Below are 13,336 nucleotides of genomic sequence, written 5' to 3'. Positions count from 1 at the left end.
TCAGGAAGTTTCCGTGTTTCCGAGACCGCCCTCGCGGCGGCCCTCATTATCATGGGCAAGATCGGGACGATCTTGGCCACGCGCCTCGCAGCGCTCCGATTCCAACGGTAGGCGAATCGTAACGCGTGCACCGTGATTGGCAAGCCGGCGCCCCGCCTGAGTGTCGTCGTTCTCCGGCTGGTCGAACGCGTTCCATGCGTGCACGGCCCCGGCGTGCTCCTCGACGATCTTCTTGACGATCGCCAGTCCCAGTCCCGACCCCTTGGGCCGGGTGGTCGCGTACGGCTCGAACAGGCGATCGAGGATCTCGGCCGGGAAGCCCGGGCCGTTGTCGGCCACCGTCAGCTCGGCCAGGCAGTGTCCCGCCTCGCCGATCACGCGCAGGTCGAGCAGCACGATCGGTTCGCCTGTGACCGCGCCGCGCTCGTCGAGTGCCTGGCTGGCATTGCGGATCAGGTTGTGCAGCAACTGGCGCAGCCGGTTGGCATCGCCCTCGACCCAGACCGGGTCGTCGATTTCGGGCAAGGAGCGAACCTTGACGGCAGTGTTGCCGCGGTAGAGCTCGACTGTCTGCCTGGCCAGCGCCCGCAGGTCGAGTCGCTCGAGGTTCACCTGCGGGCTGCGGGCATAGTCGGCGAACTCGTTGACCATCTGCTTCATGGCATCGACCTGGGCGATGATCGTCGACGTCGCGCGGTCGAGAATCGGCGCATGGCCCTCGTCGAGCTGCGGCAGGATACGGCGACGCAGCCGTTCGGCCGACAGCCCGATCGGGGTGAGCGGATTCTTGATCTCGTGGGCCAACCGGCGCGCCACTTCCGACCAGGCCGCGTCACGCTGGGCCTGGATCAGGGCGGTGACGTCCTCGAGGACCATCACGTAGCCGCCGGCATCGCTCTCGCTGTCCGGCGGCAGCGCCGCCAGGCGCGCCAGCAGTACCTTGCGCCCGCTGCCGTTCATGATGCGCACCTGGGCCTCGACCGTCTCGCCCGGCGGCGGGCCGGCCGCGCCCAGCCGATCGAGGAATGCCTCGCACAGCGGCTGCAGGCTCGCATGCGTCCGGCACACGGCCTGCAGGGACCCCTCGAACAGTTCGTCGGAGGCCACCCCGAGGATCTGCTGCGCGGCCGAGTTGCCACTGATGATCCGGCCGTCGAAGGAAAGCGTCAGCACGCCCGAGGACAGGTGCTGGATCACCGTGTCGAGGTAGTCGCGCTCCTTGTCGGCCAGCTCCTGGAGCTCGCGCATCACCTCATGGGCGCGGCGCACGCGGGCCGTCATGGTATTGAACGACTGCACCAGCTGGCCGAGGTCGTCACGCCGGTCGACGGGCAGGCGCAGGCTGTAGTCGCCCTCGGCCACCGCCTGGGTGCCGGCGGCCAGTTCCCGGATCGGACTCAGCAGCCGGCGGGCGGCGAGGAAGGCGAGCCAGACGGCCGTCAGCAGTGAAAGCAGCAGCGCCAGGGTCAGGGCCAGGCTGAAGGTCTGCTTGAGCGAGCTGTGCAGGTAGACCAGCTCGCGGTAATCGTTGAAGGCCTCCTGCACGCTCTTGGAGAGCTGGTTGGCCTCGTCCGGCACATCGAACAGCGCCTGCAGGACGCGCTTGCCGCCCTCGCTGGTGAGCCCGGCCTCCATCGGCACGACCACCCGGATCTGCAGGTCGCCGTCACCGCCCGGGTCGAGCCCGATGAAGTCCCGTCCGGAGCGGGCGTGCGCCAGTGCCGTCTCGTCGGCGCGAGACGGCACGATGCTGGTCGAGTCTTCCGAGGAAGAGGCGACGATCAGGTTGCGCTGGCCGAGGATGGTCATCTCCTCGGCGCCGGTGGTGCGACGCACCTGCGAGAGCTCCAGCGCGATCAGATCGGAGCCGCCGTCCTGCAGTTCGGTGGCCGCGCGTCGCGTTTCCTCGAGCGCCTGGCGCATGCGCCCGTCGAAGGACATCTGCGAGAGCGACAACGCGTCGGTCATCGCCTGCTCGACCTGCACGTCGAACCAGGAATCGATGCCACGCTGGACGAAGGTGAGCGAGAAATAGAACACGATCGTCACCGGCACCACCGACAAGGCGACGAAGGTGATCACCAGGCGGGCGGTGAGCCTGGCGCCAGGGGTGCCGCGACGATAATCGCGTATCAGCCGGACGATGTGCCAGAGCACCACCATCGCGAGAAACAGCAGCCCCACCGCACTGACGCCCAGCAAGGCCAGGAACAGCCCCTCGGGCTGCTCGACGGCACGCAGCGAATCCGAGACCAGGTACAGCAACACCAGCAGCAGCACGACCACCATCGCGCTGATCGGCGCGATCGCGCGGCGCACCCAGCGTTGCATGCGGCGACCGATCGCCGTCATCGGCGCACCTCCGAGAGCCCCCACAGGAACCAGTCGCTGTCGAGATCCCAGTTGTCATCGAACAGCGCCGGGACGCGCAGCGGCAGCGGCAACTTGTTGACGTCCAGCGTCACGCGCAGCTTGCCCAGCAGGCGCGGCCGGTCGGCAAGCGACGCCCAGTTGCCCAGGCGCCAGGCCCGCACCCGCGAGAGCGACTCGACCGCATCGGCCAGCTGAGAGAAGGTGTGGGTCTCGCGGGCGTGGAAGTCGGTCACCATCCAGGTGCGCGACAGGGCGTGGTACTCCAGCCGCAGTCGACGCCGGTCGTTCAGCAGCGCGCGATCCCACAGCCACTCGCGGGGCTCGACGATCTCGGCCTCGACCAGCAGGTTCAGGGCGATGGAATTGCGTAGCGCATCGATCACCTCGTCGCCCAGCGAGAGCTCGAGATTGGCATCCAGGAACAGGGAGTCCTCACGTACTTCGGCATGCACGTCGATCACCCGCGCGTCCGCGTGCAGCCCGCTCGTGCCGCCGAGTCCGATGGCGAACAGGAGCAACAGCCAGCCGAGGCGTGACGCACGGGCCGATATCATCCGTCGGCCACCTGCTTTTCCAGCACCGCGTAGTAGAAGCCGTCGTGGCCGTCGGCCTCGGGGAACAGCTGCCGCCCCACGGACTGCGGCTCGCCCCAGTCGACCTTCAACGGCACGGCGACGGCGTCCGGGTGCTCGCGCAGGAACGATTCGACCTGCTTGACGTTCTCGCGCTTCAAGATCGAGCAGGTCGCATAGACCAGACGGCCACCCGGGCGAAGCAGTTCCCACAGGCGCTCGAGGATCTCGCGCTGCCGGCGCACCAGCGAGTCGAGATCCTCGGGGCGTCGCAGGCGCTTGATGTCCGGGTGACGCCGGATCACGCCGGTGGCCGAGCAGGGCACGTCGGCGAGAATGCGATCGAAGCTCGCCGGCGGCTCGATCGACTGCGAGGTGAGATCGGCGCAGACCAGCTCGGCAAAACGCCCCGAGCGCTCGAGGTTGTCCTGCACCCGCGCCAGCCGGGTGACGTCGATGTCGACGGCGGTCATCCGCAGGCCGGGCTCGGCATCCAGCATCGCCAGCGTCTTGCCGCCCGGGGCGCAGCAGGCATCCAGCACGCGCTGGCCCGGCTCGAGGGCCATCAGGTCGACCACCAGCTGGGCCGCCTCGTCCTGCACCGAGACCTCGCCCTGGTGGAATCCGGGCAGACGCTCGACGTCCAGCGGCGAGGCGAGTGCCACGCCGTGCGGGGCGAATCGGGTGGCGGTGGCCTCGATCGATTGCTCCGCGAGGCGCTCGAGATACGCGGACGCGCCCTGCTCGGCGGCATTGACCCGCAGGGTCATGGGCGGGTGGGTGGCAAGCTGTTCGCCCAGTTCGATGGTGCGCGCCTCGCCCCAGTCGTTCGCCAGCATGCCGAACAACCAGTCCGGCAGACGCGCGCGCACCGCGGGCGGGGCTTCGGCGAACGGGGTCTCGCCGGCCTCGATCTGGCGCACGGCCCGGCGCAGAACCGCGTTGACCAGGCCCGTGGCCCAGTTGTGATTGAGCTCGCGTGCGGCATGCACCGCGGCGTTGACCACGCGGGAGGGCTCGCGCTTGGAGCCGGTCAGGCGCTCGAGGCCCACCAGCAGCAGCATCCCCACCTCGGCGGCGCGCGGGTTGAGCGCGCGGTCGAGCAGCTGGTCGCGCCACCAGGCCAGCGGCTCGTAGTGGCGCAGCACCTCGTAGCTCATCGCCTGGACCACGCTGCGATGAGCGACCTGGGCGCGCGCGGTCAGCTCGGGCAGCACGCCGTCGAGCGAGCGGCCGTGCTCGACCACCTGCAGCAGGCCCTCGGCGACCAGGGCCTCGGGAGAACGTGGTCGTCCGCCCTGATCGACCGCGGCGGAACGCCGGCGGACACGGCCCGGCTGATTTCCCGGACGGCGGTGAGACTGACGATCGGCCTTCGCGTTATCCGCCAAGCCGCACCCCCAGCAGGTCGCGTCCGCGTGCAAAGTCGCTGGCGGCGACCGGTCGACCGCCGGCCCGCTGCACGCGCGTGAGCTCGAGCCCGCCGCGCCCCGTCTGCACCACGAAGCCGTCGGCGGTCAGTTCGACCACCTCGCCGGGCACCGCCTCCTCGTGCCCGTCGACCAAGCGCGCGCCCCACAGGCGCAGCGGTTGCTCGTCGATCGAGGTCTGGGCGACCGGCCAGGGGTTGAACGCGCGCACGCGACGCTCGATCAGGTCCGCCGGCTCGCGCCAGTCGACCTGCGCCTCGGCCTTGGCGAGCTTGGCGGCGTAACAGGCGCGGGCGTCGTCCTGCGGCTCGGGAGCGCCATCACCCCGAACGATGGCCGGCAGCGCCTCGACCAGCGCCTCGGCGCCCAGCGGGGCGAGGCGGTCGTGCAGCGTGGCGGCGGTGTCGTCGGCGTGGATCGGCTCGACGCGCTTGAGCCACATCGGGCCGGTATCCAGCCCGGCCTCCATCTGCATGATGGTGATGCCGGTCTCGGTGTCGCCGGCCTCGATGGCGCGGTTGATCGGCGCCGCCCCGCGCCAGCGCGGCAACAGCGAGGCGTGGATGTTGATCGCACCAAGGCGCGGCAGATCGAGCACCGACTGCGGCAGGATCAGCCCGTAGGCGGCGACGACCAGCAGGTCCGGCCGGTATTCGCGCAGGCGCGCCTGCGCGGCCTCGTCCTTGAGGCTCAAGGGCTGTTCCACCGGCAGGCCCAGCTCGAACGCGGCCTGCTTGACCGGCGGGGCGGTGAGCTTCTTGCCGCGTCCGGCGGGGCGGTCGGGCTGTGTATAGGCCGCGACCAGCTCGAGCGTCTCGCCGGCGATCTCGTCGAGGCGCGCGAGGGCCCCGAGTGCCGGCACGGCGAAATCGGGCGTACCGCAATAGACCACACGCAGGCTCATACGCGCTCCCGGCGCGCGGCCTTTTCCATCTTCTTGCGGATGCGCTGCCGCTTGAGCGGCGAGAGGTAGTCGATGAACAGCCGCCCGTCGAGGTGGTCGAGTTCATGCTGGAAGCAGATGGCGAGCAGGCCGTCGAGGTCCTGTTCGATGGCTCTGCCCTGCTCGTCCTGGGCGCGCACACGAATGCGCTCGGCCCGCGGGATGGTCTCGTTGATGCCCGGGATCGACAGACACCCCTCCTCCGACTCGACCTCACCCGAACGGGCGAGGATCTCGGGGTTGACGAAGGCCATCGCTCCGCTGCGGTCCTCGCTCACGTCGGCGACGAACAGGCGGCGATGCTCGTCGATCTGGGTGGCGGCCAGCCCGATGCCGCGCTCCTGGTACATGGTCTCGAACATGTCGGCGACCAGCTCGGCCAGCGCGGGTTCGAAGGAATCGACCGGTCGGGCGATCTCGCGCAGCCGGTCGTCGGGATAGATGAGGATGTCTCGCAGACTCATAGGTCGGTCACTGGTATCGATTGTTCGCCATGGCACTCACCGGCGGGAAGGACTCGCGCCTCCGACGGGCGACTGGACCGTGGAGGCAAAATCTTTTACAACAAGCCGTATTTGGGGATACATTGTACGCCAGCACTCGGCAGAACCCAGATGAATGTCGACAATCCCGGTGGGGCAGCCCGCAGGCGGACTGCTCTGGGCCGGACACCAAGGACGTTGTAACGATGAGATCGACCAAAGGACTCCCCCTGGCCATCGCCCCGGCACTCGCGCTCGCCGGGCTCATGCCGCTGACCGGCGCCCTCACGGGCTGCGCGCTGACCGAGGACGACGTGGTCAACCCTCGGGAACCGATGTCGGCCGACGCCCTGCCCATGGGCGCCGAGCGCGGACCGGTCAAGCGCGACCTCTCGGCCGAGGAAACGCGGGACCAGTTCCGCGACCTCTCAGCCGAGGACTACGTGGTCGAGGAAGGCGACACCCTCTGGTCGATCGCCAACCATTTCCTCAAGGACCCCTACTACTGGCCCGAGATCTGGTACGCCAACCCGGAGATCGACAACCCGCACCGCATCTACCCGGGCGATCGCATCCAGATCGTCTTCGTCGATGATCGCCCGCGCCTGGCCGTCGGCCTGCGCCCGCACATCCGCTACGAATCGCTGCCGCCGGCCGTGACCACCGTACCGCTCGACCTGGTGCGCCCGTTCCTGACCCACGACCAGGTGATGGACGAGGACGAGTTCGAGGCCGCGCCCTACATCCTCGCCAACCGCGAAGGCTCTATCCATGCCAGCAGCGGTGACACCGCCTACGTCCGCCCGCCGCTCGACGGCTCGAAGCAGCGCTTCGCCGTCGTCGAGAAGGGCAAGGCGCTGGTCGACGGACGCACCGGCGAGCACCTCGGCTACCGCGCCATCTTCAAGGGCGAGGCCGACGTGGTAGAGACCGGCGACCCGACCACCATCAAACTCGAGGACACGGTGCGCGAGGTCGACGAGGGCGACCGTCTGGTCGAGATGACCGAGGACGCCTTCAATCGCGACGTCACGCCGCAGATCCCGGCCTTCCCGATCGACGCGCGCATCATCCTGTTGCCGGACGCGATCACCCAGGTGGGCAACCAGCAGGTGGTCGTGATCGACCGCGGCAGCGAGTCCGGCGTGACCGCCGGCGACCTGCTGCAGATCAGCAAGCGCGGCCGAGTGGTCGAGGACCGCTTCGCCCCGCGCGAGGCGGGCGAGGACGGCCGCGAAGCCACCCGCGGCCCGGGCGTGTTGCTGCCGGACCACCCGATCGGTACCGCCATGGTCTTCCGCGCCTACGACCGCGTCAGTTACGCGCTGGTGATCAAGGCCACCCAGCCGATCCACGAGGGCGACCTGGCCCAGACGCCGGTCCAGGGCAGCACCCTCTAGGCGGTGCCTGCCGCGCCCCGCGCCTCCGCGACCCGCGCTACCCCCACCCCGGGCGACGACACCGCGGCACTGATCGAGCTGCTGGCGACCCCGGGCATGGGACCCAAGCGGCTCGCCTTGCTGCTGGCGCATTTCACCACCCCTTGCGCCGCCCTCGACGCACCGCGCCGCGAATGGCGCCATGCGGGGCTGCCGGAGGCCGTCATCCAGGCGCGGGCGGATGCCGAGAAGGTCGCGGCGATCACCGGCTGGCTGGCCGCCGACGACACCCATCACCTGATTGCACGGGGCGACCCGCACTTTCCCACCGCCCTCGATGACCTTCCCGACGCCCCGGCCGCGCTGTTCGCCCGCGGGGACATCGCCGCACTCGGCGAGCCGCAGATCGCCATGGTCGGCTCACGCACGCCCACCACCGGCGGGCGCCAGAACGCTCGCGCCTTCGCCCGCCATCTCGCCAAGCAAGGGTTGGTGATCACCAGCGGCCTGGCCCTGGGGGTGGACGGCGAGGCCCATCGCGGCGCGCTGGATGCCAGAGGCATCACCATCGCCGTGCTCGGCTCGGGCATCGACCGCATCTATCCGCCGGAACACACCTCCCTGGCCGACGAGATCGTCGCCGGCGGCGGGGTGATCCTGTCCGAGTGGCTGCCCGGCACCGAGCCGCGTCGCGGTCATTTCCCGCGCCGCAACCGGCTGATCAGCGGACTGGCAAGCGGCGTGCTGGTGGTCGAGGCCTCGGTCAAGAGCGGTTCGCTTATCACCGCCCGCCTGGCCGGCGAACAGGGTCGCGACGTGTTCGCGATTCCCGGCTCGATCCACAACCCGCTGGCGCGCGGCTGCCACCACCTGATCCGCGAGGGGGCCAAGCTGGTCGAGACCGGCCAGGACGTCCTCGAGGAGCTGGCACCGACCCTGCGACGCCAGCTCGACGCCGTCGCCCGACCGGCGCACGACGAGCCCCAGCCGACATCGTCGGCGCCAGCCATGCCTCGTGATCCCGACCAGCAACGCGTTCTCGACCTGCTCGGCCACGACCCGCAGCCGGCCGACACCCTGATCGAGGCGAGCGGATTGACCGCCGGTGAGGTTTCCTCCATCCTCCTCATGCTTGAACTGGCGGGAGAGGTGTCCACCCTGCCCGGCGGACTCTATGTTCGAACGAACCCCGCCTGACCCGGATGCCAGCCGGCAACAGCAACCTGCCGACCGCCCTGTCGCCGCCCCTTAGGAACCCCGATCGCGTGCGCAGGCTCAAGCCATCATGCCCCGGTGAGCCGATGAAAGAGACCGTTCTCGACCTGTTGATGTTCCTCTTCGAGAATTACATGGAAGACGAGGACCGCTTCCCCCCTCAAAGCGAGCGTGCCGGCCTGCAGCTGAAGCTGCTCGAGGCCGGCTTCGACCATGACGAGATCGAGCACGCCTTCGCCTGGCTGGAGGGCGTGCTGGAGCAGGGTAGCGAGTCCGGTCCCGAGCGTGACCAGGCCTTCCGGGTCTACAGTGACGAGGAGCAGATGATGCTCGACGTCGATGCCCGCGGCTTTCTGATGCAGCTCGAGCAGATCGGAGTGCTCTCGCCCTCGACGCGCGAGACGGTGATCGAGCGCGCGATGGCCCTGGACGAGGACGAGATCGACGTCGAGCGTCTCAAGTGGATCGTCCTGCTGGTGCTGTTCGCCAAGCCCGGCGAGGAACAGGCATTTGCCTGGATGGAAGACCTCGTCTTCGACGACGCCGCCGTCCTGCACTAAGGGAGGGCCGCGATAACACGACGCCACGCCGGTCGGACGGCGCGCCATGCCCCGCGGGCATGCCCTGGACCGGCCATCTGCTACGTTGTCGTCCCTGGACGGCGTTGAACGGACGCCTGCACCAGCCCGGTCGACTGCAGGCTACGCGGTGACGTGTTCGCGCAGACCTTCCGTAAACTACGAAGACACCCTATGAGCGAAAACCTGGTCATCGTCGAGTCGCCCGCCAAGGCCAAGACGATCAAGAAATACCTCGGCCCCGGCTACGAAGTGCTGGCCTCCTACGGCCACGTGCGGGATCTCGTGCCCAAGAACGGCGCGGTCGATCCCGAGCACGACTTCGCGATGAACTACACGGTCATCGACAAGAACAAGAAGCACGTCGATGCCATCAAGAAGGCGTTGAAGAAGGCCGACACCCTGCTGCTGGCCACTGACCCCGACCGCGAAGGGGAAGCCATCTCCTGGCACCTCTACGAACTGCTGAAGGACAGCGGACTGCTGGACGACCGCGAGGCCAAGCGCGTGGTGTTCTACGAGATCACCAAGCGCGCCGTGCAGGAGGCGATCGCCCACCCACGCGGGCTGGCCCAGGAACTGATCGACGCCCAGCAGGCCCGCCGGGCGCTCGACTACCTGGTCGGCTTCAACCTCTCGCCGCTGCTGTGGAAGAAGATCAACCCGGGGCTTTCGGCTGGCCGCGTACAGAGCCCGGCATTGCGCATGATCGTCGAGCGCGAGGAGGAGATCGAGGCCTTCACGCCGCGCGAGTACTGGTCGATCGCCGCCGACTGCCGCACCGACGCGCAGCCGTTCAGCGCCCGTCTCTACCAGCTCGACGGCAAGAAGGTCTCGCAGTTCACCCTCGAGGACGAGACATCGGCCACCGCCGCACGCGAACGCCTCGAGGCCGCCGCCGGCGGCAAGCTCACCGTCGCCAAGGTCGACCGCCGCGAACGCAAGCGTCACGCCGCCCCGCCGTTCACCACCTCGACCATGCAGCAGGAGGCGGTGCGCAAGCTCGGCCTGTCCGCCTCGCGCGCCATGCGCGTGGCCCAGGAACTCTACGAGGGCGTGGACATCGGCCAGGGCACGGTGGGCCTGATCACCTACATGCGTACCGACTCGGTCAACCTGTCCAACGACGCGATCGGCGAGATCCGTCACCACATCGGCCAGAGCTACGGCGCCGACTACGTGCCGGAGTCGCCCAACCAGTATCGGACCAAGTCGAAGAACGCCCAGGAGGCGCACGAGGCGATCCGCCCGACCTCGATCGCCAACACGCCGGACAAGGTGCGTGCGTTCCTCAACCGCGACCAGTTCCGTCTCTACGAGATGATCTTCAAGCGCACGCTTGCCTCGCAGATGACCCCGGCGGTCTTCGACCAGGTCTCCGTGGACCTCGCCGCAGGCGACGAGCATCTCTTCCGCGCCACCGGCTCGACCCTGAAGTTCCCCGGCTTCATCGCCGCCTACCGCGAGGACGAGGACGACCAGGCCTCCGACAAGGACGACGACCGTCGCCTGCCGCCGCTCGAGGAAGGCCAGCAGATCGAGCTCGCCGCGATCAACGCCACCCAGCACTTCACCGAGCCACCGCCGCGCTTTACCGAGGCGAGCCTGGTCAAGACGCTCGAGCAGTACGGCATCGGTCGCCCGTCGACCTACGCCAGCATCATCTCGACCCTGCGCTCGCGCGAATACGTCGAGCTCGAGCAGCGCCGCTTCCGGCCGACCGACATGGGCCGGGTGGTCAACGGCTTTCTCACCGAGTACTTCCGCGACATCGTCGACTACGAGTTCACCGCCAAGCTCGAGGACGAGCTCGATGCCGTCTCGCGCGGCGAGATGGACTGGGTGCCGCTGTTGCGGGAGTTCTGGGAACCGTTCTCCAAGCGCATCGAACACACCCAGCAGAACGTCTCTCGCCAGGAGGCCGCCCAGGGCCGCGAACTGGGCACCGACCCGAAGAGCGGCAAGCCCGTGATCGCGCGCCTGGGTCGCTTCGGGCCGTTCGTGCAGATCGGCACCAAGGACGACGAGGAAAAGCCCAAGTTCGCCTCGTTGCGCCCGCACCAGAGCATCGCGACCATCACGCTCGACGAGGCGATGGAGCTGTTCAAGCTGCCGCGCAAGCTCGGCGAGACCCCCGAGGGCGAGCCGGTCGAGGCCAACATCGGCCGCTTCGGGCCCTACGTGAAGTTCGGCAACAAGTTCGCCTCGCTCGGCAAGGACGACGACCCCTACACCATCGAGCTGCCGCGCGCGCTGGAGATCATCGAGGTCAAGAAGCTCGCCGAGAAGAACCGCATCATCAACGAGTTCGACGACGGCATCCAGGTGCTAAACGGCCGTTACGGGCCGTACGTCACCGACGGCAAGAAGAACGCCAAGATCCCCAAGGACACCGACCCCAAGACGATCACCCACGAGCAGGCGATCGAGATGATCGCCCAGGCGCCGGAACGCAAGGGCCGGGGACGCAAGGCGGCGCCCAAGACCGCGGCGAAGAAGACCGCCGCCAAGGCGACCACCAAGAAATCGACCACGGCCAAGAAAACGACCGCCAAGAAGGCACCGGCGAAAAAGACGGCCGCCAAGAAGCCCACGGCGAAGAAGGCATCCGGGGACCAGGCCGAATGAGCGTCCCCTCGACATTCCAGCTGCGCGAGATCGCCCGCCACCTCGACGATGGCGGGCTGATCGCCTACCCGACCGAGGCGGTCTTCGGGCTGGGTTGTGCGCCGCTCGACCCGTTCGCGGTGATGCGCCTGCTCGCCCTCAAGCAGCGCGAGGTGGGCAAGGGCCTGATCCTGGTCGCCGACACGCCGGAGATGCTGCAACCCTTCGCCGCGGTGACCCCCGAGGAATGGGACCGCATCGCGGCCGACTGGCCGGCGGCGCGTACCGTGATCGTGCCGGCGGCCGACGGCGTGCCGGCCTGGCTGACCGGCGGGCGCAAGGAGATCGCCCTGCGGGTGCCGGCCCACGCGACCGCGCGCGCGATCAGCCGGGCCTTCGGCGGGCCGATCGTCTCGACCAGCGCCAATGTCAGCGGCCGCCCGGCGGCACGCGATGCGCTGGCCGCCCGGCGCCAGTTCGCCCGGGCGGACGTCCGGATCATTCCGGGCCGCGTCGATCGGCGCGCCCGACCCTCGCAGATCATCCACTGGCCCACCGGAAGGATCATCAGGAGCTGACCATGGCGGATAAGCCGGCAGAAAGCGGAGCCGACCTCCAGGCCGTCCGCGACTACCTCGTCGACCTGCAGGACCGGATCGTCGCCGGCCTCGAAGGCCAGGAAGACGGCACACGATTCCTGCACGACGACTGGAAGCGACCGCCTGGCGACCACCTCAATGGCGAGGGCCGCGGGCGGATCCTCGAGGACGGGAGCACCTTCGAGCGCGCCGGGATCAACTTCTCGCACGTGACCGGCAACAAGCTGCCGCCGTCGGCCACCGCCCACCGGCCGGATCTCGCCGGCGGGTCGTTCGAGGCGATGGGCGTTTCGCTGGTGATCCACCCGCGCAACCCCTTTGTTCCCACTTCGCACGCCAACGTGCGCTTCTTCCAGGCGCAGAAGGAAGGCGTCGAACCGGTATGGTGGTTCGGCGGCGGCTTCGATCTCACGCCCTACTACGGTTTCACCGAGGACGCCGTGCACTGGCACGAGCAGGCCGAGGCCGCCTGCCGGCCCTTCGGCGAGGATCACTACCCGCGCTTCAAGCAGTGGTGCGACGAGTACTTCTGGCTCAAGCACCGCAACGAGCCGCGCGGCGTGGGCGGCCTGTTCTTCGACGACTACGGCGCCGATGGCCAGGTCGACTTCGACACCGCCTTCGGCTTCATGCGCTCGGTGGGCGACCATTACCTGCCGGCCTACCTGCCGATCGTGGAAAGGCGCAAGGACACGCCTTATGGCGAGCGCGAACGCGATTTCCAGGCCTACCGGCGCGGGCGCTACGTGGAGTTCAACCTGGTCTACGACCGCGGCACGCTGTTCGGCCTGCAGTCGGGCGGGCGCACCGAATCGATCCTGATGTCGATGCCGCCGCGCGCCGCCTGGCGCTACGACTACCACCCCGAGCCGGGCAGCGAGGAGGCCCGTCTCTACGACGAGTTCCTGCGCCCGCGCGACTGGCTGGCCGAGCGGTAGACCGCAGCCAACCGCGACACAAGCCACGGTCTGCGTGGGTCGGGCTTCAGCCCGACGTCGGCAAACAGGCCGGCTGCTTCGCCCACAGCGGCCACCCGGGTTCCCCGGCGAGCTTGCCGACTGACAGTCCGACCCACAACGAGTGGCGCGCATGACCGGCGATCCGCGGGCGAGCCCGCCCCAACAGCAAAGGGCGAACCCAGCGGGTTCGCCCTTTTTC

Annotated in this window: 11 protein-coding genes; 6 read left to right on the top strand and 5 right to left on the bottom strand. The window is 68.8% G+C overall.

All coding sequences use genetic code 11. The features are described from left to right. Genes ACLFRM_RS04775 through def form a run of 5 tightly spaced genes read right to left on the bottom strand, consistent with a single transcriptional unit; the run spans position 1 to position 5,782 of the window. On the bottom strand, positions 1-2,352 hold the full coding sequence (locus ACLFRM_RS04775) for an ATP-binding protein (RefSeq protein ID WP_410754577.1): 2,352 nt from the start codon (positions 2,350-2,352) through the stop codon (positions 1-3). Then, the gene (locus ACLFRM_RS04770; protein WP_410754576.1) at positions 2,349-2,927 is read right to left on the bottom strand and encodes a DUF4390 domain-containing protein; all 579 of its coding nucleotides are present in this window, start codon (positions 2,925-2,927) and stop codon (positions 2,349-2,351) included. Before ACLFRM_RS04770 ends, ACLFRM_RS04775 begins: the two co-directional genes overlap by 4 nt. Next, positions 2,924-4,336 (bottom strand): 16S rRNA (cytosine(967)-C(5))-methyltransferase RsmB, encoded by a 1,413-nt coding sequence (gene rsmB / locus ACLFRM_RS04765; RefSeq protein WP_410754575.1) that lies wholly within the window; start codon positions 4,334-4,336, stop codon positions 2,924-2,926. The genes ACLFRM_RS04770 and rsmB overlap by 4 nt, the downstream gene beginning before the upstream one ends. Continuing rightward, complete coding sequence (gene fmt / locus ACLFRM_RS04760; protein ID WP_410754574.1) at positions 4,326-5,279, bottom strand: methionyl-tRNA formyltransferase; 954 nt, start codon at positions 5,277-5,279, stop codon at positions 4,326-4,328. Before fmt ends, rsmB begins: the two co-directional genes overlap by 11 nt. Then, complete coding sequence (gene def / locus ACLFRM_RS04755; protein WP_410754573.1) at positions 5,276-5,782, bottom strand: peptide deformylase; 507 nt, start codon at positions 5,780-5,782, stop codon at positions 5,276-5,278. Before def ends, fmt begins: the two co-directional genes overlap by 4 nt. 224 nt (positions 5,783-6,006) lie before the next feature. Between def and ACLFRM_RS04750 the strand changes: the two genes are divergently transcribed. The 6 genes from ACLFRM_RS04750 (at position 6,007) to hemF (ending at position 13,116) form a co-directional block, all read left to right on the top strand. Continuing rightward, entirely contained in the window at positions 6,007-7,200 is a 1,194-nt protein-coding gene (locus ACLFRM_RS04750) for a LysM peptidoglycan-binding domain-containing protein (protein ID WP_410754572.1), read from the top strand. 96 nt (positions 7,201-7,296) lie between these two features. After that, positions 7,297-8,376 (top strand): DNA-processing protein DprA, encoded by a 1,080-nt coding sequence (dprA, locus tag ACLFRM_RS04745; RefSeq protein WP_410754594.1) that lies wholly within the window; start codon positions 7,297-7,299, stop codon positions 8,374-8,376. A 104-nt stretch (positions 8,377-8,480) separates the two neighbouring features. Then, positions 8,481-8,954, top strand: coding sequence for a DUF494 family protein (locus tag ACLFRM_RS04740; protein WP_410754571.1), 474 nt, complete (start codon positions 8,481-8,483; stop codon positions 8,952-8,954). A 192-nt stretch (positions 8,955-9,146) separates the two neighbouring features. Then, positions 9,147-11,600, top strand: a complete 2,454-nt coding sequence (locus tag ACLFRM_RS04735) for a DNA topoisomerase I (protein WP_410754570.1) — start codon at positions 9,147-9,149, stop codon at positions 11,598-11,600. Further along, on the top strand, positions 11,597-12,157 hold the full coding sequence (locus ACLFRM_RS04730; RefSeq protein ID WP_410754569.1) for an L-threonylcarbamoyladenylate synthase: 561 nt from the start codon (positions 11,597-11,599) through the stop codon (positions 12,155-12,157). The genes ACLFRM_RS04735 and ACLFRM_RS04730 overlap by 4 nt, the downstream gene beginning before the upstream one ends. 2 nt (positions 12,158-12,159) lie before the next feature. After that, positions 12,160-13,116 carry an oxygen-dependent coproporphyrinogen oxidase gene (gene hemF / locus ACLFRM_RS04725; RefSeq protein WP_410754568.1) on the top strand — a complete coding sequence of 319 codons (957 nt, stop codon included), beginning with the start codon at positions 12,160-12,162 and terminating at the stop codon, positions 13,114-13,116. The last annotated feature ends 220 nt before the right edge of the window (positions 13,117-13,336 follow it).

Source organism: Guyparkeria sp. (assembly GCF_046540515.1).
GTDB lineage: Bacteria > Pseudomonadota > Gammaproteobacteria > Halothiobacillales > Halothiobacillaceae > Guyparkeria.
Note: the sequence above shows the minus strand (reverse complement) of the source record. Positions and strands in the feature narration are given on the sequence as shown.

Coding starts and splice junctions, on each gene's coding strand:
- ACLFRM_RS04775 (WP_410754577.1), bottom strand. CDS start 2,352: ATGACGGCGATCGGTCGCCGCATGCAACGCTGGGTGCGCCGCGCGATC.
- ACLFRM_RS04770 (WP_410754576.1), bottom strand. CDS start 2,927: ATGATATCGGCCCGTGCGTCACGCCTCGGCTGGCTGTTGCTCCTGTTC.
- fmt (WP_410754574.1), bottom strand. CDS start 5,279: ATGAGCCTGCGTGTGGTCTATTGCGGTACGCCCGATTTCGCCGTGCCG.
- def (WP_410754573.1), bottom strand. CDS start 5,782: ATGAGTCTGCGAGACATCCTCATCTATCCCGACGACCGGCTGCGCGAG.
- ACLFRM_RS04750 (WP_410754572.1), top strand. CDS start 6,007: ATGAGATCGACCAAAGGACTCCCCCTGGCCATCGCCCCGGCACTCGCG.
- dprA (WP_410754594.1), top strand. CDS start 7,297: ATGGGACCCAAGCGGCTCGCCTTGCTGCTGGCGCATTTCACCACCCCT.
- ACLFRM_RS04740 (WP_410754571.1), top strand. CDS start 8,481: ATGAAAGAGACCGTTCTCGACCTGTTGATGTTCCTCTTCGAGAATTAC.
- ACLFRM_RS04735 (WP_410754570.1), top strand. CDS start 9,147: ATGAGCGAAAACCTGGTCATCGTCGAGTCGCCCGCCAAGGCCAAGACG.
- ACLFRM_RS04730 (WP_410754569.1), top strand. CDS start 11,597: ATGAGCGTCCCCTCGACATTCCAGCTGCGCGAGATCGCCCGCCACCTC.
- hemF (WP_410754568.1), top strand. CDS start 12,160: ATGGCGGATAAGCCGGCAGAAAGCGGAGCCGACCTCCAGGCCGTCCGC.